Below are 23,888 nucleotides of genomic sequence, written 5' to 3'. Positions count from 1 at the left end.
CGGCCGACTACTACCTACGCCTCACCGGCGACGGCGGCCGGATGCTCAAGGGCCAGATCCCCCTCACCGCCACCCGCCCCACCCCACCCAAACTCGGAGGCGGGGGTGACGGGCAGGCACCGACCGTGCCGGGCAACCTCACCTCGACGGCGAAGACGGCCACCACGGTGACGCTCGCGTGGTCGGCCTCCACCGACAACGTGGGGGTGGCCAACTACCAGGTGCTCCGCGGCGGCACGGTGGTGGCCACCGCCCCGAACACGCCGTACACCGTGACCGGCCTGACCCCGGCCACGGCGTACAGCTTCACCGTCGTCGCGCGCGACGCGGCCGGGAACACCTCCGGCGCGTCGAACGCCGTGAACGTGACCACGTCGGCGTCGTCGACCTCGGTGATCTCCCTGCGCTCCAGGGCCAACAGTCGCTACGTCACCGCCGCCAACGGCTCGCCGCTGATCGCGAACGGGACGTCCGCCGGGACCGCGCAGCAGTTCGAGCGCGTCGACCTGGGCAACGGCAACGTGGGGCTGCGGGCGAGGGTCAACAACCAGTTCGTGTGCGCCGAGGGCGCCGGGGCGCAGCCGCTCATCGCCAACCGCGCCTCGGCCGGGGCATGGGAGACCTTCCAGCTGGTCACCAACCCCAACGGGTCGGTGAGCCTCCGCGCCCAGGTCAACGGCAAGTACGTGTGCGCCGAGGGCGCCGGGGCCCAGCCGCTCATCGCCAACCGCGACGCGATCGGCCCCTGGGAGCAGTTCGACCTCGTGGCCGGTTGAGACGGCCGGACCGGCCCGGATGGCTGAGCCCATGACCGGCTGAGAGCACATCCGGCCGAGAGCACCGGTTGACACCACCGGCTGAGACCGCGCCGGGCGGAACACAGGGCCCGCCCGGCGCTTTTCTCTCGTTACGACGTTTCATCGCGGCGTCACGGTGAGGCGGTGACCCGCAGGGATCGCCAGATCCGTTCGGGGAGCAGGCGGCACGCCTCGTCCAGGTCGATGCCCGGAGCACCGGCCAGCCAGCGCCGGGCCGTCTCCGCCACCGGGCCGATGACCAGCATCTCCGTCAGCGCGTCCGGCAGCTCAACGACCAGCCCCGCCTCGACGTACGGCCGCAGCCAGCCCAGGATCCCGGCCAGTCTGGGCTCCTTCTCCTCCGCGACCAGGGCGGCGTGCGCGGGGAGGAAGGCGGCGTAGGCGGAGGCGTGGATGAAGTGCGCGGCGGCCCGGTGCTCGCGGGTGAAGCCCAGGTATCCGGTGACCACGGCCCGGATCCCGGCGGCGGCCCGCGCCTCGGCACCCTCGCCGGATCCTCCGCCCTCTCCCGGTGGCACCGCGTCGAGCGCGGCGATGACGGCGTCGAGCAGGCCGGACAGGCAGCGGGCGTAGAGTGCCGCCGACAGCCCGTCGAAGCTGCCGAAATGGTGGTAGAGGCTGCCGACGCTGACACCGCTCGTACCGGTCACCGCCGTCATCGTGAAGCCGTCGGCGCCCTCCCGCTCGTAGAGGTCCAGCGCCGCGGCCAGCAGCCGTTCCCTGGTCTCCTCGCCGCGCCGGTGCCTAGGCGACACCGGTCAGCTCCGCGGCCTGCGCCCACAGCCTCCCCGCCGCCACCGGGTCGGCGGCCACCGGGGCGAGGGGCATCTCGCGGCCGACGTCGAAGTAGCGCCCGGTGCCGGTGCGGTCGAGTGCCAGCCGTACGACGGGGGCCGCGCCGTCGGCCGGTGCCTTCCACAGCAGCTTCGCGGCCCTCAGCAGCAGTCCCACCGGGCCGCCCCGGTCGCCGAGCCCGGTCCTGATCACCCCGGGGTGCACGGCGTCGATCGTGACGTTCCGCCGCTGCCAGCGTTCGGCCCACAGCGGCATCAGCGCCAGGTTGCAGAGCTTGGTGTCGGCGTAGGTGCGTACGGGAGAGAAGTCCGTGCCCGCCGGGGTGCGGGCGGGGTCGGCCCTGCCCTTGACGTACAGGCCCGCGGTGACCTGGACGACCCGGTCCAGGCGGTCCTCCAGCAGGTGGTTGAGCAGGAAGGGCGCCAGGTGGTTGACGGCGAAGGACTCCTCGAACCCGTCCTCGGTGAGCCGTCGCGCCGACGGCCAGATCCCGGCGTTGTGGACCAGCACGTCGAGCCGGGGGCGGGTCCCGGCGAGCGCCTCGGCGACGGCCCGGATCCCCTTCAGGGTCGAGAGGTCCCCGGTGACCAGCTCGGCGCCGAGCCGGGTGGCCTCGCCCGCCGCGGCGGGACTCCTGGCCACGAGCACCACCCGGTCGCCGCGCCGGGCGAACTCCTCGGCCGTGGCCAGGCCGATCCCGCGATTGCCTCCGGTGATGACGACAGTGGCTCTCATGCCCGAAGGGTAACCGATTCTAGAGAGTCTCTCTAGAATCCCGGGCGTACGGGCGGTTACTTGGCGAGCATGACGTAGAGGCCGAGGACGATGCCCGCGGCCACGACCAGGAAGCAGAGCCCGGCTCCCGCGCGACCGGCCGTCCGCCCGCTGGACAGCCCGACCAGGGCCAGGGAGAAGACGGCGGCCAGCCCGGCGCCCGCGAGCAGCGAGGCGAGCAGGACCTTCCACAGCGCGTCCAGGTCGATGTAGTCGTTCACGCGGCGCTCCCTTTTGTTCTCATGGCCAAAACAAGCTGGCAGGTGTGGTCGTTCACGCGGCGTGCTCACTGATCTTCGCGGCCGGGGCGAGCCGGCCCGTCCACTCGTCGTTGACGTTCCCGGCGTTCACGGGCTGGCGCCGCGAGGCCAGGTACAGCGCCCCCGACAGCACCAGGGCGACGCCGAAGACGACGGCGACGCCCAGCGGGCCGCCGATCACGTTGGCGCCCGCCCAGGCCAGCGCGCCGACCGCGGCGGCGGCCGGGAGGGTGATCAGCCACGCGGCCCCCATCCTGGCCGCGAGGCTCCAGCGGACCTCCGACAGGTGCTTGCCGATGCCGGAGCCGATCACCGAGCCCGTGCACACATGCGTGGTCGACAGCGGGAAGCCGAAGTGGGAGGAGGCGAAGATGACGGCCGCCGAGGAGCTCTCCGCCGCGAAACCCTGCGGGGTCTCGATCTCGGTCAGGCCCTTGCCGAGGGTACGGATCACCCGCCAGCCGCCCAGGTAGGTGCCCAGCGCGATCGCGGTCGCACTGGCCACGATCACCCACAGGGGGGTTCCCGCGTCCTTGCCGATGGCGCCGGAGGTGATCATGGCCAGAGTGATGATGCCCATGGTCTTCTGCGCGTCGTTGGTGCCGTGGGCCAGGGAGACCAGCGAGGCCGAGCCGATCTGGCCGTACCTGAACCCGCGCCCCCTGGTGCCGTCGGGGACGTTCCTGGTGATGACGTAGACCAGGTAGGTGCCGACGGTGGCCACCAGGATCGCCGCCAGCGGTGCCAGCACGGCCGGGACCAGCACCTTGGACACGATCTCCGCGCCCTTGACGGCCGAGGCGCCCGCCGCGATCAGCGTGGCCCCGACCACGCCGCCGATCAGCGCGTGCGAGGAGCTGGAGGGGATGCCGAAGTACCAGGTCAGCAGGTTCCAGGCCAGGCCGCCGATCAGCCCGGCAAAGACGACCGTCAGGGTGATGGCGCCGGTCTCGACGATGCCGGTCGCGATGGTGGCCGCGACCTTCAGTGACAGGAACGCCCCGGCGAAGTTGAGGATCGCCGACAGCGCGACCGCGACCTTGGGGCGCAGCGCGCCGGTGGCGATCGAGGTCGCCATGGCGTTGGCGGTGTCGTGGAATCCGTTGGTGAAGTCGAAGGACAGGGCGGTGACGATCACGATGGCGAGCAACACGAAGTTCGCATCCATGCCCGCAGATATGACACCGCGGAGAGCATCTATGCAGATCAGAGAATTCAATACCAAGAATTCATCTTCCCGCCGACCGCGCGTCACCCCCGGCGACGGAGCTCGCGAGGGGTCCGGTCAGAGGTATCCCCACTCGGCGCAGATCTCGCGGAGTTCCTCCGGGATCTCCTCCGGGGCGGGCAGCGGCCTGCCCGGCTGGACCCTGCCGCTTCTGATCTTGTCGCGCCAGTCTCCGATGCCCTTCACGAACTCCCCGTGCCCGTGGTCGCCGTACGTGATCATGCCGGGCTCGTAGCCGACCCCGAGGTGGGCGCAGACCCGTCGCATCTCCGCCTCCGGATCGGCGACGATCGCCTCGTACGTCAGGGTGAGCCCGTCGAGCAGCCGCCTGGCCTCGGTGAGGTAGCGCATGTACTGCAGGGTGTGCCGGATCGCCTCCGCCCAGGGGCGTTCCAGCGGGGCGGCCTCGTGCCACGACAGGGCGATCGAGGCGGGATGGCGCATCAGGAAGATGTAGCGCGCGTCGGGCCAGCAGGTCGCGAGGCGCCGGTGGGCGAAGACGTTGCTGGGCGTCTTGTCGACGATGATCTGCTTGCCGCTCCCGGCCAGCTCGCGGTGGAGCATGCGGTCCCACAGGATGTGCTCGATGTCGCTGGTGGAGATGCCGAGCGTCTCCATCGCCTGGCGCAGCGGGTCGGTGGTCATCGTGACCGCCAGGCGCCGCACGTGCAGCTCGTGCGGCGCGTGGATCCGGGAGTGGCTGTTCAGCATGACGCGCAGCAGGGTCGAGCCGGACCTCACCGGCGACAGCACGAACACCGGTTCGCGCAGCAGCCGGTCGATCTTCGGATCGGCCGGTGGCCGGGGAACGTCCGCCGGCGGGGGCGGGGGCGGGGGCGGCGTGACCTTACGCCGCACCCGGGTGATGTTGTAGCCGGTCATCCCTTCGAGAGCCGTGTTGACTCTGGTCTTCCACGCCATGACCAGCACCGTAGGGAGGTCAGGCGTCGGGAAAGTGAACGTGACCTGTGTGTATGGGTGTGACGCGCCGTGCGACCGCCGCCGCACGGCGCTACCTTCCCTCAGCTGGGCATCAGGGGCGGGTCAGGTACGGAACGGGCCGGTCACGCAGTAGGTGATGCCCCCGGAGGAGGAGCCGGACGTGCCGCGCTGGGAGGAGAAGTACAGGCGGTTGCCCGCGGGGGTGAAGGCCGGGCCGGTGATCTCCGAGGATCCCTGGCCGCCGACGCGCAGGAACGTGGAGACGGTGTCGTTCGCGGTGATCAGGCAGATCTCCATGTTGCCGCCGTCCTCGGCGACGTAGAGGTCGCCGAAGGTCGAGCCGGTGACGTTGTCCACGCCGGTCAGCGGGGCGCTGCCGGGGCTGACGAGGCTGTCGTCGTAGGCGAGCTCGTAGGTACCGGCGGCGAGGTTGACCTGCCAGACCCGGTTGTCGCCCTTGGTGGTGAACCACACCGTGTCGTTGGCGTAGTAGCACCCCTCGCCGCCGTTGAAGGACTTCGACCCGGAGACCTGGCTGCGGGTCGCGGTCGGGGAGCCGTCGGGGTCAGGGACGTTCGCCCAGGTGAACGAGCCGCTGGTCGCGGTGCCCGCGCGCAGTACCTGGAGCGTGCCGGACGACAGGTCCCCCCAGGTGGTGGGGACGAACCGGTAGAACCGCCCGTTGGTCTCGTCCTCGGTGAGATAGATGACCTTGCGGACCGGGTCGGCCGCCGCCGCCTCGTGCTTGAAGCGGCCCATGGCCGGGCGCTGGGTCGCCGCGCCCCCGAAGGGACGGGTCTCGTAGACGAAGCCCCGGTCGACCTCCTCGCACGACAGCCAGGTGTTCCACGGCGTCGCGCCGCCCGCGCAGTTCAGCCGGGTGCCCGAGAGGATCGAGGAGGCGGAGACCACGTTGCCCGCGGAGTCGAAGCGGATCGCCGAGGCGCCGCCGCCGGGGTTGATCTCGGCGTTGGACACGTAGATCCAGCCGCTGCCGTCGGCGAAGCAGGCGCCGCCGTCGGGGGCGCTGTGCCAGGTGTAGGAGGTGCCGGGAACCACCTGGCCCGATCGGGCGATCACCCGGCTGGTGAATCCCGCCGGGAGCTGGATGCCGTTGGCGTCGGCGGCCAGCAGGGGGCCGTAGGGTCCGGGGGCGTTCTGGGCCGGGGCCGCGAGGGCGGCGTCCTGCCAGAGAGTTCCGGTGAGGGCCAGGGTGCTCGTACCGAGCACCGAGGCGCGAAGGAATGTGCGGCGTTCCATCGACGAACCTCCAAGACGAGGATCAGCAGAACCACTTCCTGAGCGATCCCCACGGTAGGAGCGTCGGTGAACACCCGCCAGTTAATACGGTTAACGGCATATGGACCGCATGTTCTGATTGCGCGGAAAACAGGGACATATATCCATAGATCACCGTGTGGCGCCCGGCCGGTCACCGGGGGTCACGCGTGGCGTCCGGGAGGTTTTTTCATCCGGGGTGAAAAAATCCGCCGATATCTGGACACGTACCAGGGCCCCTCCCACGCCACCTGGTGCACGAAGCGGGGTGGGGGCCGTCAGGCGCAGATCGGCAGGGTGGGGTTGTCGTGGGTGCGCACGGCGGGGAGCCAGGCGACGCCACCGGGCACCTGACCGAGGCGGACCCGGAACCAGCGCGTCGTGCCGACGCCCCTCTCGTCCTCGACGCGGTCGCCCTCGTAGAGGACGCAGTCGGCGTTCAGGACGTCGCCGTGCCACACGCGATGGGCGACCACGTTGTCGGCGTCGTACCTGCGCCGCGGGTCGCGGGCCAGCCCCATGCTGCAGGACGGCACCCGCCCCTCGCGGTCCTTGCAGTCGCCCTCGATGTTGAAGACCCGCACCGGCGCGATCGTCAGGACGGTGCCCCGCTGGCTCTCCATGACCGTCGGCCGGCCGGGGTCCCGTTCGGGCCCGAGCACGAGGAAGGCGGTCGTGGCGGTCGCCGCCAGCGAGATCGTCACCGCCGTGACCACCACCGGACGTCGCGGGCCGGAGCGCTCCCGCGAGGCGGGCCCGGCGGTCGTCTCCCCGTTCTCCCCGTTCTCCCCGTTCTCCTGCCGTGGGTCGTCGTCCGGGGCCGCCGAGGTCCGCGCGGCGTCGGCGAGCACCCACAGGCGGTGGAGCTCCCTGAGCTCCTCGCTGCTCGCGCCGCACGCCTTGGCGAACGCGTGGACCGGGCCGTATCCGGCCGGGAGTTTCGTACCGGCGCAGTAGCGGTGAAGGCTGGAGCGGCTGATCCCCGTCTGCCTGGCCAGCGCCTCGAAACTGCCGCCCGAGCGTTCCTTGAGCATCCGCAGCCGGGCCGCGAACTGTCCGGCCTCTTCCGCCTGCGTCATCGCGCCTTCCCTTTTCAGAGACGAACCACCCGCGGAGCCCGGACCGCCGAAGATCGCATCCCACCCGCGTCCCAGGCGGCCGAGGAGGCGCCCAGGTCGGAGCGGGTGGGACGGATTCGGAATCCCATCCCAACAGGTCCTCTTGCGAGGAGTCAACGGCTACCGCAAATGTCGTGGTGGCAGGAGGCGCGCGGGGGCCTCGCGGGCGCGCGTCACGGTTTCATCCGCGCGATCCGTCGGCGCGGGCCGTCCGGGAACAGGGGCCCCGGACGGCTCGCCGGTCACATCTCCGCGGCCTGCGGGATCGACGCCGAGCGCCGGGCGATGGAGCGCACGATCTCGCCGGTGCGCACGGCGGTCATGGACAGCAACGACGAGGCGATCCCGTGGCTGTCCTCGGTGGCCCCCTGGAGGTAGACGCCCCAGGTCTGCCCGGGATCGACGGCGATCCGGTAGTCGCGCTCCACCAGCAGCTCGCCCGCCTCGCCCGTACGGCAGTGCGTGCGCGCCTCGCCGAGCAGGTCGAGGGGGTCGCGCTCGCGGTAGCCGGTCGCGCAGACGACCGCGTCGGCCTCGATCGTGCTCACCTCGCCCGTGGGCAGGAAGCGCGTCCGGACGCGGGCGGTCTCGCCGTCGTCGTGCACGTCGAGCAGGCGGGAGGCGTTCAGCATGCGCAGCCGCTGGACCCCGGCGACCTTCTCGGCGTAGGAGCGCCGGTAGAGCTCGTCGATGAGGTCGAGGTCCACCACCGAGTAGTTGGTGTTGCGGGAGTAGGCGAACAGCATGCGCTTCACCTCCTCCGGGGCGGTGAAGAAGTGGTCGACGGCCTCCGGGTCGAAGATGCGGTTGGCGAAGGGGCTGTCGTCGGCCGGCGAGTAGCCGTACCGGGTGAAGACGGCGCATACCTCCGCGGACGGGTAGGTGCGGTGCAGGTGCTCGACGGCCTCGGCCGCGCTCTGCCCGGCACCGATCACGACGAACCGCCGGGGCTCGCGCTCGCCGAGGGTTTCGAGGCGGCCCAGCAGCTCCTCGGTGTGCCAGATCCGCTCGCCCTGCCGTACGCCGTCGGGGAGCACGGGGTCGAGGCCGACCGCGACCACGAGGTTGCGGGTCAGGCAGGTGTGCAGCTCGTCGCCGTGCCGCACGACGACCTCAAGGGTGTCGTCGTCGTGCGGGCGCACCGCGACGACCTCGGAGGAGTAGCGCACCAGGTCGGTGAAGGAGGCCGCGACCCACTCCAGGTAATCGTGGAACTCCAGCCGGGTGGGGAACATGGTCTTGTGGTTGATGAAGTCGACCAGTCTCCCCTTCTCCTGGAGGTAGGACAGGAAGGAGTACGGGCTGGTGGGGTTGCGCAGGGTGACCAGGTCCTTGAGGAAGTGGACCTGCATCGTGGCGCCCTCGATGAGCATGTTGCGGTGCCAGCCGAACCTCGGTTGCCTCTCGAAGAAGACCGCGTTCACGCTGGAGCCGTACTCCTCCTCCAGGGCCACCGCGAGCGCGAGGTTGGAAGGGCCGAAACCGATGCCCACGACGTCATAGACCGGGCTCGACATGTTCGCCTCTCACAGTACTGAAGGGATGGTCCCCCCGCGGCCGGGCGGCGGCGGGGGGCAGCATGGAACAGGGTGGGACGGGGTGGTTCAGGCCGCGCCGGTGGCCTTGGCCGCCTTGGCCACCTGGGGAACGATCTGGTCGACCACGTAGGGGACCGCCAGCGGCGTCGGCGTGCGCAGCGGCCAGAACGCCGTGAGGTTCAGCGGCACGTAGGAGCCGCGCCTGACCACGTCGAGACCGGCGAACAGCTTGTTGGCCTCGATCTTCCTCTGGGTGGCGGCGTCGTCGTTGTAGTGGCTGAGCAGCAGGTCGACGTCGAGGACCTTGACCTTCTCCATGCTCAGCTCGGCCGCGAAGCCCTCACCGGGAAGCGCCTTGATCTCCTCGGGCAGCGTGAGCCCGAACTGGCCGAAGAGCTTGACGCTGATGTCGGTGTCGGACTTCATCACGCCGATGTTCCCGGAGGGGAAGACGCTGGTCAGCGCGAACGTCTTGCCGTCCAGCTCGGGGTACGTGGTCTTGACCGAGGCGACCTTCGCCTCGACGTCGGCGACGAGCTTCTCCCCCTCGTCCGCCCTGCCGACCGCCTTCGCCACCTGGCGGGCCACCACCTGCCAGGAGTCCTCGGCGGGGCCGGTCTCGTAGGCGGTGGTCGGCGCGAGCTGGGAGAGGTTGGCGTACTCCTTGTCGATGTAGTAGTCGCCGCCCGCGAGGATCAGGTCGGGCTTGAGCGCGGCGATCTGCTCCAGCGAGAAGCCCGCCTCCCCGGCCTTCAGCAGCGCCGGCTTCTCCCCGGAGATCTTCGGGGTGGTCCAGGGGGCGAGCCCGTCGTCCTGGACGCCGGTCAGCTCCGCCATGGCGACGGGCTGCACGCCCAGGGCGAGCAGGGTGTCCTGGTCGATCTCGCCGAGGGCGACGATGCGCTGGGGTGCGGATTCGATCGTGGTGGTGCCGAGCTTGTGCGTGATGGTGACCGGGAATCCGGAGGTGGCCTGGGACGCGGGGGCGCTCGCGGCGGGCTGCTGGGCTCCGCCGCTCTCCCCGGCGCACGCGCCCACCAGGCCGAGGCCCAGCAGCAGCGTTCCGGTCGCGGCCAGGCGGCGCATCGTGTCGCGCATGAGTATGGATGTCCTTCCAAAGCCCATGAGGGCTCTAAGTTTTAGGTTAGCCTCACCTAACCTAACAATCTTTGACGGTTGTGTGAAGCGCCTCATTCCAGGCGGTTCACGAGTTCCGCCACGGTTTGGGCGGTCATGAGCGTCGCGACCTTCACCCCGGCGCAGCCCGGTTCGCGCCGGATGCGGCGTACCAACCGCATGACGAGCAGCGAGTGGCCGCCCAGGTCGAAGAAGTTGTCGTGCGGGCCGACCGCGTCCACCTCCAGGACCTCGGCGAACGCCCGGCACAGCATCGCCTCGCGGTCGTCGTCGCGCCGGGAGGCACCGCCGCCTCCGGTGCTCGCCCCGGTGACGGTACGGGCGGTGAGCGCCACGGGCAGGTCGCTCAGGCGCGCCTCGGGGTCGGCCGCGACGGCCTCCAGCACGCCGACGAGCGCGCCGATCATCGTGTCGATCGTGGCCGGGTCGAACAGGTCGGCCGAGTAGTCGACGATGAGGTGGAGCTCCTCCCCCCGCTCCCGGAAGATGAAGTCCAGGTCGAACTTCGCCGCGGGCGGGCTGAAGAGCGCCTCCCGCTGCCGCAGCCCGGGGAAGCGGACGTCGCCCATGGCCTGGTTCTCGTAGCCGACCATCACCTGGAACAGCGGGTTGCGGCCGGGCACCCGGGGTGGCCGCAGCGCCTCGACGAGCGCCTCGAACGGCAGGTCCTGGTTGGCGAGACCGGCCAGGTCGGTGTCGCGGACGCGGGCGAGCAGCTCGGCGAAGGAGGGGTCCCCCGAGGTGTCGGCGCGCAGCACGAGCGTGTTGACGAAGAAGCCGACCAGGTCACCGGCCGCCTCGTCGGTACGGCCCGCGACGGGGCTGCCCAGCGGGATGTCCTCTCCCGCGCCCGTACGGTGCAGCAGCGCGGCGACCGCGCTCTGGCAGACCATGAACATGCTGGCCTGGGCGCCGCGCGCCAGCTCGCGGAGCCGCCCCACCAGCGGGGCGGGCAGCTCACCGGTCGTGGTCCCGCCGCGCTGGCCGACGGTGGCGGGCCGGGGCCGGTCCACCGGCAGCGGGATCTCCTCCGGCATGCCCGACAGCGCCTTGGCCCAGTAGTCGAGCTGGCGGGCGTGCGGGCTGCCCGGGTCGCCGGGGTCGCCGAGCAGCTCGCGCTGCCAGAGCGTGTAGTCGGCGTACTGCACGGCGGGCGCCTTCCACCCCGGCGTGCCGTCCGGCGCGGCCCCGTCCAGCCGCGCGGCGTAGGCGCGCGCCACGTCCCTGGCGAACGGCCCGAAGGACCACTCGTCGAACGCGATGTGGTGGAACACCGCGAGCAGCAGGTGCTCGCCCTCCCCTTCGGGGATGAGCGCGACCCGCAGCGGAATCTGGGTGGCGAGGTCGAACGGCCGCGCGATCACCTCCTCGGGCGAGCAGCTGGTGATCTCCAGATCCGGGCGCGCCTCCTCCGGCGGCAGGATCCGCTGGTAGGGCACGCCCTCGTGCTCGGCGAAGACGGTACGCAGGCTCTCGTGCCTGGCCGTCACGTCGCCGATCGCGGCCCGCAGCGCGTCCACGTCCAGCGCGCCGCTCAGGCGCACGGCCAGCGGCAGGTGGTACGCCTCGCGGGGCCCGTCGTCCTCGCGCAGGATCTGGTCGAGCAGCCACAGCCTGCGCTGCGCGTACGACAGCGGGACGCGCTCGGGCCGTTCGGCGGGCGTCAGCGGGGGCCTGAGCGTGACACCGGCCCTGTCGTGCAGCCGGGTGGCCAGCTCCGCGACGTTCGGCGCCTCGAACAGGTCGCGGATCGCGAGCTCGGTGCGCAGCACCGCGCGGACCCTGCCGACCAGCCGGGTCGCGAGCAGCGAGTGCCCGCCCAGGTCGAAGAAGCTGTCGTCGATGCCGACGCCCGAGACGTCGAGCACCTCGCCGAACAGGGTGCACAGCAGGTGTTCCACCGCGGTCCTGGCGGCACGGCCGGAGCCGCGCGGGCCCTGCCGGTCGGGGGCGGGCAGCGCCCGCCGGTCCAGCTTGCCGTTGACGGTGAGCGGCAGCGCGTCCAGCGTGACGACCGCGCTCGGCACCATGTAGCCGGGCAGCCGCTTCTTGAGCCCCTCGCGCACCCGCGCGGCGAGCGCCCCGTGGTCGCGGGCCGCCGCCGGGTTGTTCGCGTACGACGCGGGCCTGCGGCCAGGGTCCGCCGGGAGGAAGGCGGCCCCTCCGCCGAAGACGGCGTCGTAGTGGCCGACCTCGTCCGAGGGGGTGGTCACCACGCCGGGGTCGAGCGCGTACAGCACCTCGGGTTCGATGCCCTCCGGGGGTGCCTGCAGCAGCTCGCGCGCCTCCCGGTGGGAGGCGCCGCCCTCCAGCGCGCGCAGCGCGGCCAGCTCGGCCGACAGCCTGGGGTCGGGGATGGCGCGCACCCTCAGCGGCCCGGAGCGGCCCGACAGCCGGGCCGCCAGGTCGTCCGGCCCTGCCCATTCCACGACCGTGGTCTCTGTCGCGGTCTCGGCGGGCGGGGCGGCGGGTGACTTCCAGAGGGTCACGTCGTAGCGGTGCCTGCTGAGCTCGTTGTGGTGGACACCCCGCTTGGTGCGGACCTCCACCCGCGCGGCCAGGCCGAGGGAGGCGAAGAACGCGGGGTCGAGGAGGAGCTCCTTCTCCATCCGCACGGCCCGGTCGACCGCCGCCGTACCGGTGCCGTCACCGCCGTCACCGCCGCTCCGGCCGAGCTGGATCGCCGCGTGCAGGCAGCGCACCGACCGCAGGTCGCGTACGTCGCCGACGAACAGCGCGCCGCCGGGGGCGAGCAGGTCCATCGCGGCGGCGACCACGTCGGCGAGGTATCCGGCGCTCGGGAAGTACTGGACCACCGAGTTGACGACGATCGTGTCGAAGTGGCCCGCGGGCAGGCCGGTGGTGTCGTGCGCGGCCTGGCAGCTCAGGCGCACCGGCGAGCCGGGACCGAGGTCGGCCGCGAGCTTGGCGATGACGGGGGCCGCGAAGTCGGTGCCCCAGTACTCGTCGCGGCCGGGGGCGAGCCGCGACAGCAGCAGGCCGGTGCCGACCCCGATCTCCAGCACCCGCCGGGGGTTGAGGTCCTCGATACGGGCCACGGTGGTCTCGCGCCACTCGCGCATGTGCTCCAGCGGGATGGGCGACCCGTCGTAACTGCTGTCCCAGCCCGCGAAGTCCTCGGTGTGCACGGCGGTGCCGATCTCGGTGTACTCGGCGTCGTAGATCTGCCGCCACTCGGCCAGGTGCTCGCGCTCGGCGTCGGGCCGCGCGGCGCCGTCGGGCACCACGTAGCCGATGAGGCGCTTCACCCCGGGCACCTCGGTGCCGACGGCGATGACGGCGGCCTGCCCGACCCCGGGCTCGGCGGCCAGCGCGGTCTCGACCTCCTCCAGCTCGACCCGGTAGCCGCGGATCTTCACCTGCTCGTCGGTACGGCCGAGGAAGTCGATGTTGCCGTCCTGGCGCACCCGTACGAGGTCGCCGGTGCGGTACATCCGGCCGCCGCCGAACGGGTCGGCGACGAACCGCTCGGCGGTCAGGCCAGGCCGGTCGAGGTAGCCCCGGGCCAGGCCCGCTCCGGCGATGTAGAGCTCTCCCGGCGCGCCGGGCGGGACCGGGCGCAGCCAGGCGTCGAGCACGTAGCCCCGGGTGTTCCAGATCGGCTTGCCGACCGTGGGCGTGGCGCTGTCCTCGGTGCCGCCGCCCAGCGTGTTGATGGTGTACTCGGTCGGGCCGTAGAGGTTGTAGCCGAGCACCCCCTCGGCCTCGGCGAGCCGGTCCCACACGGCGGCCGGGACGGCCTCGCCGCCCAGCAGCACGAGCGGCGGGCGGTGCTCGCCGTCGAGCAGTCCCTCCTCCAGGAGCTGCTGCGCGTAGGTCGGCGTCACGTTGATGACGTCGATCCGGTGGCGCCGTAGGTACTCGGTCAGCGCCTCGGCGTCGCGCCGCAGCTCCTCGTCGCAGACGTGCACCTCGTGGCCCTCGATGAGCCAGAGCAGCTCCTCCCACGACATGTCGAAGGAGAACGACACGGTGTGCGCGATCCGCAGTCGCCGCCCGGCGGACGCCACCACCGGGTCGAAGATGTTGGCCCGGTGGTTGAACTGCATGTTGGTCAGGCCCCGGTAGGGGGTGACCACGCCCTTGGGACGCCCGGTCGACCCGGAGGTGTAGATCACGTACGCCGGGTGCTCCAGCCGTCCCGGCACGTCCCTGCCGAAGCCCGGCAGCTCCTCGGCCGTCAGCTCGGTACCCGGCAGGCCCGCCAGCGTCTCCCGTACGGCGGGGTCGTCGAGCAGGATCGAGGAACCGGGGTTCGCCAGCCCGGCGGCGATGTCGCGGTGTGAGACCAGGCAGGTGGGGGCGGCGTCGGCCAGCATGAAGTCGAGCCGGTCGGCCGGGTAGTCCAGCTCCAGGGGAAGATAGGCGGCGCCCGTCCTGAGCACCGCGAACAGCGCGACGACCATCTCGGCGGAGCGGGGCAGGGCGAGGGCGACCACCCGTTCGGGACCCGCGCCGTGCGCCTTCAGCAGCCGGGCCAGGCGGTTGACCTCGGCGTCCAGCTCGGCGTAGGTGAGCCGCGTGTCCGGCTGGGAGACCAGGGCGAGCTCGTCCGGGGTGCGCGCGGCCTGCTCGGCGAGCAGTTCGGCGATGGTGAGGTCGGGGACGAACCGCTCGGCCTCGGCCCAGTCGCGGCGCAGCCGGTCGTGCTCGTCGGGCAGGAGCAGGCCGAGCCGGTGGCAGGGGGTCTCGGGGGCGGTGGCGATGGTCTCCAGGACGCGCACGTACCGGTCGGTGAGGCGTTCTGCCTCGGCCTCGGTGAAGGCGTCGCCCCGGTACATGACGCGCAGGCCCGCGCCGGGCTCGACGACCATGGTGACCGGGTAGTGGGTCGCGTCGCGGACCTGGCGGCCGGTCACCCGCACGTCGCCGCCGGGGCCGAAGCCGCGCCCGGTGGGCATGCCGGGGAAGTTCTGGAACACGAAGAGGGTGTCGAAGAGGGTTCCCAGGCCCGTCACCCGCTGCACGTCGGCGAGCGCGACGTAGGAGTGGTCGAACAGCTCGGACTGGAACGTCTGCACCCGCTCCAGGACGGTACGCAGCGGGTCGGCCGCCGAGGCGCGCACCCGGACGGGGACGGTGTTGAACAGCAGGCCGACGACGGACTCGACGCCGTCGACGTCGGGGTGGCGGCCGGACACCGAGACGCCGAAGACCACGTCGTCGCGGCCGGTGAGTCCCGCCAGCAGCAGTCCCCAGGCGCTCTCGTACAGGGTGCCGAGGGTGAGCCCGGACTCGCGGGCGAGGGCGCCGAGCCGGGCGGCGAGATCCTCGGGCAGCGCGCGGTGGATCTCCCCGGCGTCCGCGAGGTCGGCGGGGCGGTCGGCCAGCTCGGGCCGGATCAGGGTCGGCTCGTCGAGCCCTTCGAGGCTGCGGCCCCACGTCTTGATCGTGGCCTGCCGGTCCTGCGCGTTCACCCAGTCGAGATAGGCGTGGAAGGGGACCGTGGGCCGGGCGCGCTCGGTGGCCGCGTCGGTGTAGAACTCCAGCAGCGAGGTGACGAGCAGGCCACCCGACCAGCCGTCCAGCAGGATCAGCTCGGAGGTGAGCACCAGCCGGAAGTCGTCCTCGCCCACCCTGGCCAGCGCGAAGCGGATCAGCGGCGGCTCGTCGGGGACGAACGGCCGGGCACGCTGGGCCTCGACGAACGCCTCCAGCGCCTCCGGGGTGCCGGTCTCGGCGTAGGTCCAGTCGACCTCGAAGCGCTCGGGGACGAACTGCGCGGTACGGCCGCCGTCGGTGCGGAACCCGGCCCGCAGGTTGGGGAACTTCAGCAGCACCTCGCGCGCGGCCCCGGCCAGCCGGTCGGGGTCGACCGGCCCGGCCAGGGTCACCACGGCCTGCTGGACGTAGATGTCGCGGTCCTCACCGGCGAGCATCAGGTGGAAGAGCAATCCTTCCTGCAGCGGCGACAGCGGCAGCTCGGCCCGCGCCTCCACCGGCCCGCCCGCCACGACCTCACCAGACAGGACCCGTGCGTCCTCTGCGGGCAGGGTCGGCACGTCCTCCGTGGACGGGAGCGTCGTGGTGTCGGCGGACGGGACCGTCTTGGCATCGGCGGGCGTGCCACCTCCCGGAGGCGTGACACCTTCTACGGGCGCGCCGCCGGACGGGACCGTCACGGTGCCGGAGGGCGTGGCGCCGGAGACGGCCGCGACCCTGGCCAGGGCCTCGACCGTACGCAGCCGGAAGACGTCGCGGACGGCGAAGGGCAGGCCCGCGCGGCGGGCGCGTCCCACGAGCAGGGCCGCGCTGATGCTGTCGCCGCCGGTGCGGAAGAAGTCGTCGTCGGCGTTGACGCCGTCCCGCCCGAGGATCTCCGCGACGAGGCGGGCGATGGCGACCTCGGCGCCGGTTCGCGGCGCCCTGCCCTCGCGGACGGCGGGCTCGGGCAGCGCGCGGCGGTCGAGCTTGCCGTTGGGAGTGCGCGGCAGCCGGTCGAGACCGACGAGCACGGAGGGGACGAGGTAGTCCGGCAGGATCTCGCCGAGCCGGGCCCGCAGCGCGTCGAGGTCGAGGCCGGAACCGTGCCCGGCCCCGGGGTCGCCCACGACGTAGCCGACGAGGCGCGGTCCCGGGCGGGCCGCCACGGCCGCCTGGCGCACGCCGGGCTGCGCGGCGAGCACCGCCTCGACCTCTCCCGGCTCGATGCGGAAGCCACGGATCTTGACCTGGTCGTCGGCCCGGCCCAGGAAGTCCAGGCCGCCGTCGCGGCGGCGGCGCACCCGGTCGCCGGTGCGGTAGAGCCTCGACCCCGGCGGGCCGAAGGGGCTGGCCACGAACCGCTCGGCGGTGCGGGCCGGGTCGCCGAGATACCCGCGCGCCAGGCCGTCCCCGGCGAGGTAGAGCTCACCGACCGGGACCTCGCGGAATCCGGCGTCCAGGACGTACGCCACGGTGTTGGCGATCGGGAACAGCCCGCCGGAGCCCTCGGCGATCAGGCTGTCCCCGGCCGCCTCCGAGCAGCCGTACAGGTTGACCAGCCGGGCGGGGACCCGCGCGGCCAGGGCGGCGGGCAGGGCCTCGCCACTGCTCACCCACGTGGTCACCGAGCCGAGCTTCCCGGCTTCCCGGGTCTCCGGGGTTCGCACGGTTTCCTGGGTTCGTACGGTTTCCCCGGTCTCCATGAGCGCGGCCAGCAGGCTCGGCACGACCGTCACCAGGTTCACGTCGTGGCGGTGGATCAGCTCGGCCAGGGCGAGCGCGTCGGTGGCGGTGTCGTCGTCCGCGACGACGACGGTGTCACCGGCGACGAGGCCGCCGAGCAGCTCGGTACTGCCGTCGATGAAGGCCGGTGAGCTCTTGGCGACCCGTACGCCGGTGGGGGCGAGGTCCGCGCCCCAGGCGAGCCGGTTGGCCAGCGCCCGCTGGGTGCCGACGACGGCCTTCGGGGTCCCGGTGGACCCGGAGGTGAAGATCACGTACGCGGAGTGGTCGGGGTGGACCGCGACCCCGGCGCGGGGCGGGGCTTCACGCGGTGGCTCGTCCACGCCGAGGACCAGCAGGGGCCTGGCGGTGTCGAGCATCAGGTCGATCCTGGAGCGCGGGTAGGTCGTGTCGATCGGAAGGTAGGCCGCGCCGGTCTTGAGCACGGCGAGCAGGGCCACGACGAACTCGGCCGAGCGGGGCAGCGCGATCGCGACGATCTCCTCGGGGCCCGCCCCCATCGCGGCGAGCCGGTCGGCGAGGGCCTCGGCGCGCTCGTCCAGCTCGGCGTAGCTGAGGCTGAGCCCGCCGTCGCCATCGCCGGAAACAAAGCCGTCACCGGAAACGCCACCGTCGCCGGAAACAACGCCGGAGACAGTACCGGAAACGTTGCCGGAGATGACGGCCGTGGCGTGCGGCGTACGCGCCACCTGTGCCTCGAACCGCTGGGCGACGGTGAGCGGTTCGAACTCGCGGGCCGTGTCGGCCGGTACGAGCCCCCGGCGCGGGGTGCCGAGCGACGACAGGCGACGGGCGGGGTCCTCGGTCGCCTGGTCGAGCAGCTCGCCGAGTTCGGTGAGCATGCCGGTGACGGTCTCGGCGTCGAAGAGGTCCGTGGCGTAGGCGACGAACCCCTCGATCAGCTCCTCGCCCTCGGCGAAGTAGATGTCCAGGTCGAACTTGACGCCGCCGGTCTCGGGCAGGAACGGTTCGGCGCGCACGCCGGGCAGCCGCAGCCGCACGTCCTCCAGCCGCTGGTGGACGATCATCACCTGGAACAGCGGGCTGCGGGCGAGCGAGCGTTCGGGGGCGAGCCGCTCCACGACCTGCTCGAACGGTACGTCCGCGTTGGAGAACGCGGCCAGGTCGGTGTGGCGGACCCGCTCCAGGAGTTCGGCGAAGGTGGGGTCGCCGGTCAGGTCGGTGCGCAGCACGACGAGGTTGACGAACACGCCGACCAGGTCCGCGAGGTCCTCGTCGGCGCGGCCCGCGATGGGCGAGCCGAGCGCCACGTCGTCGCCCGCCCCGGCCCGGTGCAGGAGCGCGGCCACGGCGGCGTGCAGGACCATGAAGACGCTGGTGCCGGTCTCCAGGGCGAGCCGTCGCGCCCCGGCCAGCGGCAGCCGGAACGGCGTCAGCCCGCCCCGGTGACTCGCCTCGGCGGGACGGGGCCGGTCGGTCGGCGGGGCGCTCTCCTCGGGCAGCCCGCGCAGCGTCCGTTCCCAGAAGCCGAGCTGGTCGGCGGGGGCCGGGGACTCGCTCTGCCAGACGGCGTAGTCGGCGTACTGCACGGGCAGCGGCGCCCAGTCCGGCGCGGTGCCCGCGCCACGGGCGGTGTAGGCGCGCGACAGGTCGGCGAGCAGCGGGGTGAACGACCACTCGTCGGCGGCGGCGTGGTGCTGGAGCACCACCAGCACGGACTCCTCCTCGGAGACCCGCAGCAGGGTCGCCCTGATGGGCAGGTCGGCCCCGAGGTCGAAGACGTGCGAGGCGGCCCTCGTCTCGGCCGCGCGCAACCGCTCCTCTGACCAGCCGCGCGCGTCCACCACGTCGAAGGCGACCTCGCCGGTGTCGAGGAGGCGCTGGACCGGCAGCCCGTCGGGGCCCTCGTTCAGCAGGGTGCGCAGCGCCTCGTGCCGGGCGACGACGTCGCCGAACGCGGCGCGCAGCGCGTCGACGTCGACCGGCCCGTACAGGCGCAGGCCGAGCGGCAGCGCGTCGGCGGCCGAGGGGCCGCGCAGGCGTTCCTCGAACCAGAAGCCGCGCTGGGCGGGTGAGGCGGGGACGATCCCGGGCCGGGTCACGTCGCGGACCCTCGGCCGGGCGCCCCGCACCAGCCTGGGTGCCAGCGTGGCGACGGTGGGCGCCTCGAAGACGTCGGCGATGGTGAGTTCGGCGTCGAGCGCGGCGCGCACCCGTCCGGCGAGGCGGGTGGCGAGCAGGGAGTGGCCGCCCAGCGCGAAGAAGTCGTCGTCGATGCCCACGGTGTCCAGGCCGAGGGTCTCGGCGAAGACCGCGCACAGCGCCGCCTCGCGGTCGTCGCGCGGCCCCCGGCTCGACACCCGCACCTCGGGCGCGGGCAGCGCGGCCCGGTCGAGCTTGCCGTTGACGGTACGCGGCAGCGCGTCGAGCAGGATCGTCGCGGCGGGAAGCATGTACTCGGGCAGCGCCCCGGCCGCCGCCGCCCGCAGGTCCGCGTCGTCGAGGTCGCCGTCCGGCACGACGTACGCGACGAGCCGCCTCTCGCCCGGTGTGTCCTCGCGGACCACGACGGCGGCCTGGGCGACGCCGGGGTGGGCGGCGAACACGGCCTGTACCTCGGCGGGCTCGATGCGGAACCCGCGGATCTTCACCTGGTCGTCGGTGCGCCCCAGGTACTCCAGCGTCCCGTCGCGGCCCCACCGGGCCAGGTCGCCGGTGCGGTACATGCGCTCGCCGGGCGGGCCGAAGGGGTCGGCGACGAAGCGTTCGGCGGTCAGGCCCGGCCTGCCCGCGTAGCCCCGGGCCAGCTGCGTCCCGGCGAGGTAGAGCTCGCCGGGGACGCCGACGGGGGCGGGGCGCAGCGCGGCGTCCAGGACGTACGCGCGGGTGTTGGGGAACGGCTCGCCGATCCCGGACGACGGCAGCTCGGCGGAGGTCGCCCAGATCGTCGCCTCGGTCGGCCCGTACACGTTGACGGCCGACGCCGCCACCGCGTGCAGGGTCCCGGCGAGCGCGGCCGGGAGGGCCTCGCCGCCGACGAGCACCCGCAGCCCGCGCAGCGCGGCCGGGTCCAGCGAGCCCAGCAGCGACGGGGTGCCCTGCACGACGGTCGCCCCGGCGAGCAGCGCGCCCAGCGCGGCGGGGTCGCGCACGGTCTCGCGTCCGGCCAGCACGACGGTCGCGCCGCTGATCAGCGGCACGTACAGCTCCAGCGCGGCGATGTCGAACGCGATCGTGGTCACCGCGACCAGCCGGTCGTCGGCGCCCAGGGCCAGGCGTTCCCTCATGGTGACGAGGAAGGCAGTGAGCGCGGAGTGCGGGATCGCCACGCCCTTGGGCCTGCCGGTCGAGCCGGAGGTGTAGATGACGTACGCCAGGTCGCCGCCCCGGACCGGACACGACGGCTCTCCCGTACCGGGGGAAGCCTCGCCCGGGACCAGCACCTCGGTCCCCGGCGGGAGGAGGGCGGTGGTCTCCGGGGTCGCGATCACGCAGAGCGGGGCCGCGTCCCCGATCATGTAGGCGAGCCGGTCGGCCGGGTGCTCCAGGTCCAGCGGCAGGTAGGCGGCGCCCGACTTCAGCACGGCCAGCAGCGCGACCACCAGGTCGGGGGTGCGGGGCAGGGCCAGTGCGACGACCCGGCCGGGTCCGGCGCCGCGTTCGCGCAGCAGCCGGGCGAGGGCCGAGGCCCGCCGGTCCAGTTCGGCGTAGGTGAGCGTGCCGGAAACGCCGTCGACGGCGACCGCGCCGGGGGTGCGGGCGGCCTGCTCCTCGAACAGGGAGGTCACCGTCGTGTCCGGGACGGGGCGTGCGGTGTCGTTCCACTCCGCCAGCAGGGCCGACTCGGCCGCGCCGAGCAGGTCCAGGTCGGCGATCCGCAGGTCGGGGCGGCGCACCGCGTCACCGAGCAGCGTCTCCAGGTGGACGAGGAGGGCGTCGACGCGCTCGTCGTCGAACAGCTCGCGCCGGAAGGTGGCCTCGACGGTCATCCCCCGGGGCCGGACGAAGGCCTCCAGCGACAGGTCGAAGTGGGTGGTGCCGTTGTGGATGTGCGTCCAGCCCGTGGTGACGCCGGGCAGGTCCAGGTCGCCGATCTCCTGGGCCAGGAAGAGCAGCATGGTGTCGAAGAACGGCGAGCCGCCGCGCCTGCGGGCGGGCCGCAGCTCCCGCACGATCGTGTCGTAGGGCAGTGTCCGGTTCGCGAACCCCTCGGTGCAGGTGTCGCGGACCCGGTGCAGGACCTCGCGGAAGGTGGGCGCGCCGGACAGGTCGGTGCGCAGCACGAGGGTGTTGCCGAAGTTCCCGGCGAGCCGCTCGATCTCGGTGTGCTCGCGGTTCATCACGGCCGAGCCGATCGCGATGTCGGTCGCGCCGGTGTAGCGGTGCAGGAGCACGGCGTGCGCGGCGAGCATCACCATGTACGGGGTGAGGTTCTCCCCGGCGGCCAGCTCCCGCATCCCGGCGGTGACGGTGTCGTCGAAGCGGCGGGCCCTGCGCCCGCCGCGCTCGGACGCGGTCGCGCCGCGCGGGCGGTCGGCGGGCAGGTCGAGGGGCGCGGGCGGCGGGTCCAGCCGACGTCGCCAGTAGTCCATCTCCTCCGCCGAGTGCGGGCGCTCCTGCTCCCAGGCGGCGAAGTCGGGGTAGTGGACGGTCAGCGTGGGCAGGCCGTGCGGCTCACCGGAGACGGCGGCGCGGTACAGAGCTGACAGGTCGCGCGACAGCGACCCCCAGGTCATGCCGTCCCAGGCGATGTGGTGCACGACCAGGACCAGGGCGTACGCGTCGGTGCCGAGCCCGAGCAGTTCCAGCCGGATCGGCCGGTCGGCGCGCAGGTCGAAGGGGAGGGCCGCGAGCCGCGCGGCGTACGCCTCGGCGTCGTCGTCGGCGCAGTCGCGCACCGGCAGGTCGAGGGAGTCGTCGGCGACGACGTGCTGGAACGGCGTCCCCTCGTCGTTCTCGCCGTAGACGGTGCGCAGCACCGCGTGCCTGCGCAGGAGGGCGCGCAACGCCTCGCGGAGCGCCTCGGGATCGAGCGCGCCCGACATGCGTACCAGCAGGCACACGTTGTAGGCGGGGCTGGAGGGGAACGTCCGGTGGTGCAGCCACATGCTCTGCTGCGCGTAGGACAGCGGGGCGGGTCCACCGGAGCGGCGTGGAGTGATCCGGTCCCTGCCGGGGCCGAGCCCCGCCTCGGCCATCATCCGCCGCATCAGTTCGCGCCGCCGTGCGACGTCCTGCTGCTGTTCCCGCACGCTCAACTCTTCCTTCGGGGCCGGGGTCGGGCACTCTGTCCCGCATCAAGACTTAGGTTAGCCTTGCCTCTTAAATCCACACAAGGTTAGCCTTACCTAAATTGATCGTGGTTGTCCGGTTTCACAGAGGGGTGGGTTCGTTGTCCTTTGGTGTCCGCACGGATGAGATGCGCACAGAGGTAGTTGTCGAGAGCGCAGCCGACCCGTTGCGTCTGGTCACCCGCCTGGCCGGGTCCGGGCTGTTCGACGACTACACCGTGTACGAGCGGCCGGGCCTGTGGACCTTCGCGGGCGGGGTGGCGGGCGAGGTGATCCTCGACCCCGGAGTCGTCCGCGGCCGATGGCTGTCCTCCGCCGACGCGCCGAACTCGGTCGAAGCGGCTGGCTGGGCCGACGAGCCCTGGTCGGGCCGTCCGGCCGAGGCGCTGGAGGCGGCGCTGCGGACCGCCCCGTGGCCGGTCTGGAACGCCTACGGCTGGATCGCGTTCGAGTTCGCCGCGCTCACCCCGGCGGGCAGGCTCGCGCACCTGGTCGTGCCGCGCACCGAGGTGCGTATCGAGGCGGGACGCGCGCTGGTGGTGAGCGCGGACGCCGAGGAGGCCGAACGGGTCGCCGAACTGCTGTCATCCGGCCAGGGCGAGCCCAGGAAGCCGTCACCGGTCGACGTGCGCCCCGGCGGCGACGTCTACCGGTCGCGGGTCGCCCAGGCGATCTCCGAGATCGACGCCGGACTCTACGAGAAGGTCATCGTCTCCCGGCGGCTGCCGATCCCGTTCCCCGTCGACGTCGTCGCGACGTACGCGTGCGGCCGTGCCGCCAACACCCCGGCCCGCTCGTTCCTCCTCGACCTGGACGGCTTCCAGGCCGCCGGGTTCAGCCCCGAGGTGCTGGTGAGCGTCGACGGGCGCGGCACGGTGACGACCCAGCCGCTGGCCGGTACGCGGGCCTTCGGCCGGGGTGAGAACGCGGACTCGGAGACCCGTCGCGAGCTGGAGAGCGACCCCAAGGAGATCTTCGAGCACGCGGTCTCCGTACGCGCCTCGCAGGACGAGCTGAACCGGGTGTGCGCGCCCGGCACGGTCCGGGTCACCGACTTCATGACGGTGAAGGAGCGCGGCAGCGTGCAGCACCTGGGATCGAGTGTCAGCGGCGAGCTGACGCCCGGCCGCACCGGCTGGGACGCGCTCGACGCGCTGTTCCCCGGCGTGACCGCCTCCGGCATCCCCAAGGCGGGGGCCATCGACGCGATCGCCCGGCTGGAGGAGCCCCGGGGTCTCTACGCCGGAGCCGTCCTGGCCGTCTCGCAGGACGGGGCGATGGACGCCGCCCTGGTACTGCGCGCCGTCTACAGCGAGAACGGCCGCGCCTGGCTGCGGGCCGGGGCAGGCATCGTGTCCGGCTCGACGCCCGAACGGGAGTACGAGGAGACCTGCGAGAAGCTCTCCAGCATCGCCCCGTACGTGGTCCCGCGCACCTGAGCCCGTACGTGGCCCCGCGCACCCGAGAAGCACCACTGCGGTCCCGCGCACCCGAGGAAACACCACCGGGGAACGACACTCGCCCTCACGCGCCTTCCCCGCGCGTGAGGGCGCTCGCCGT

12 protein-coding genes are annotated in these 23,888 nt (G+C 72.7%); 2 read left to right on the top strand and 10 right to left on the bottom strand.

Translation table 11 applies throughout. The annotated features are described in order from the left end of the window. Window positions 1–776 (top strand): fibronectin type III domain-containing protein (locus ACW9TB_RS32230; protein ID WP_472751875.1); only part of this gene is annotated, 776 nt, incomplete at its 5' end. Between the two features lie 152 nt (window positions 777–928). Here the strand turns inward: ACW9TB_RS32230 and ACW9TB_RS32225 are convergent. The 10 genes from ACW9TB_RS32225 to ACW9TB_RS32180 all read right to left on the bottom strand — a co-directional run bounded on the left by ACW9TB_RS32225 (window position 929) and on the right by ACW9TB_RS32180 (window position 22,289). Continuing rightward, a complete protein-coding gene (locus ACW9TB_RS32225; protein ID WP_472751874.1) occupies window positions 929–1,573 on the bottom strand; it encodes a TetR/AcrR family transcriptional regulator in 645 nt (214 codons plus the stop codon). After that, window positions 1,563–2,348, bottom strand: coding sequence for an SDR family NAD(P)-dependent oxidoreductase (locus ACW9TB_RS32220; RefSeq protein WP_472751873.1), 786 nt, complete (start codon window positions 2,346–2,348; stop codon window positions 1,563–1,565). The genes ACW9TB_RS32225 and ACW9TB_RS32220 overlap by 11 nt, the downstream gene beginning before the upstream one ends. Window positions 2,349–2,404: 56 nt before the next feature. Then, window positions 2,405–2,608, bottom strand: coding sequence for a hypothetical protein (locus ACW9TB_RS32215; RefSeq protein WP_472751872.1), 204 nt, complete (start codon window positions 2,606–2,608; stop codon window positions 2,405–2,407). A gap of 52 nt (window positions 2,609–2,660) precedes the next feature. Beyond that, the gene (locus tag ACW9TB_RS32210; RefSeq protein ID WP_472751871.1) at window positions 2,661–3,815 is read right to left on the bottom strand and encodes an inorganic phosphate transporter; all 1,155 of its coding nucleotides are present in this window, start codon (window positions 3,813–3,815) and stop codon (window positions 2,661–2,663) included. Window positions 3,816–3,932: 117 nt separating this feature from the next. Beyond that, window positions 3,933–4,796 (bottom strand): sulfotransferase family protein, encoded by an 864-nt coding sequence (locus ACW9TB_RS32205; RefSeq protein WP_472751870.1) that lies wholly within the window; start codon window positions 4,794–4,796, stop codon window positions 3,933–3,935. Window positions 4,797–4,919: 123 nt separating this feature from the next. After that, a complete protein-coding gene (locus ACW9TB_RS32200; protein WP_472751869.1) occupies window positions 4,920–6,077 on the bottom strand; it encodes an alkaline phosphatase PhoX in 1,158 nt (385 codons plus the stop codon). A 296-nt stretch (window positions 6,078–6,373) separates the two neighbouring features. Then, on the bottom strand, window positions 6,374–7,174 hold the full coding sequence (locus ACW9TB_RS32195; protein ID WP_472751868.1) for a helix-turn-helix domain-containing protein: 801 nt from the start codon (window positions 7,172–7,174) through the stop codon (window positions 6,374–6,376). A 281-nt stretch (window positions 7,175–7,455) separates the two neighbouring features. After that, entirely contained in the window at window positions 7,456–8,730 is a 1,275-nt protein-coding gene (locus ACW9TB_RS32190) for a lysine N(6)-hydroxylase/L-ornithine N(5)-oxygenase family protein (protein ID WP_472751867.1), read from the bottom strand. Between the two features lie 87 nt (window positions 8,731–8,817). Further along, the gene (locus tag ACW9TB_RS32185; RefSeq protein WP_472751866.1) at window positions 8,818–9,849 is read right to left on the bottom strand and encodes an iron-siderophore ABC transporter substrate-binding protein; all 1,032 of its coding nucleotides are present in this window, start codon (window positions 9,847–9,849) and stop codon (window positions 8,818–8,820) included. Between the two features lie 92 nt (window positions 9,850–9,941). Beyond that, window positions 9,942–22,289, bottom strand: a complete 12,348-nt coding sequence (locus ACW9TB_RS32180; protein ID WP_472751865.1) for an amino acid adenylation domain-containing protein — start codon at window positions 22,287–22,289, stop codon at window positions 9,942–9,944. Between the two features lie 167 nt (window positions 22,290–22,456). Between ACW9TB_RS32180 and ACW9TB_RS32175 the strand changes: the two genes are divergently transcribed. Further along, a complete protein-coding gene (locus ACW9TB_RS32175; protein WP_472751864.1) occupies window positions 22,457–23,767 on the top strand; it encodes a salicylate synthase in 1,311 nt (436 codons plus the stop codon). Window positions 23,768–23,888: the final 121 nt, after the last annotated feature.

Source organism: Streptosporangium sp. H13245 (genome assembly GCF_055690525.1).
Note: the sequence above shows the minus strand (reverse complement) of the source record. Positions and strands in the feature narration are given on the sequence as shown.

Bases quoted from the DNA above. Each gene is read 5' to 3' on its own strand.
- ACW9TB_RS32220 (WP_472751873.1), bottom strand. From the start codon at position 2,348: ATGAGAGCCACTGTCGTCATCACCGGAGGCAATCGCGGGATCGGCCTG.
- ACW9TB_RS32210 (WP_472751871.1), bottom strand. From the start codon at position 3,815: ATGGATGCGAACTTCGTGTTGCTCGCCATCGTGATCGTCACCGCCCTG.
- ACW9TB_RS32205 (WP_472751870.1), bottom strand. From the start codon at position 4,796: ATGGCGTGGAAGACCAGAGTCAACACGGCTCTCGAAGGGATGACCGGC.
- ACW9TB_RS32200 (WP_472751869.1), bottom strand. From the start codon at position 6,077: ATGGAACGCCGCACATTCCTTCGCGCCTCGGTGCTCGGTACGAGCACC.
- ACW9TB_RS32195 (WP_472751868.1), bottom strand. From the start codon at position 7,174: ATGACGCAGGCGGAAGAGGCCGGACAGTTCGCGGCCCGGCTGCGGATG.
- ACW9TB_RS32190 (WP_472751867.1), bottom strand. From the start codon at position 8,730: ATGTCGAGCCCGGTCTATGACGTCGTGGGCATCGGTTTCGGCCCTTCC.
- ACW9TB_RS32185 (WP_472751866.1), bottom strand. From the start codon at position 9,849: ATGCGCGACACGATGCGCCGCCTGGCCGCGACCGGAACGCTGCTGCTG.
- ACW9TB_RS32175 (WP_472751864.1), top strand. From the start codon at position 22,457: ATGCGCACAGAGGTAGTTGTCGAGAGCGCAGCCGACCCGTTGCGTCTG.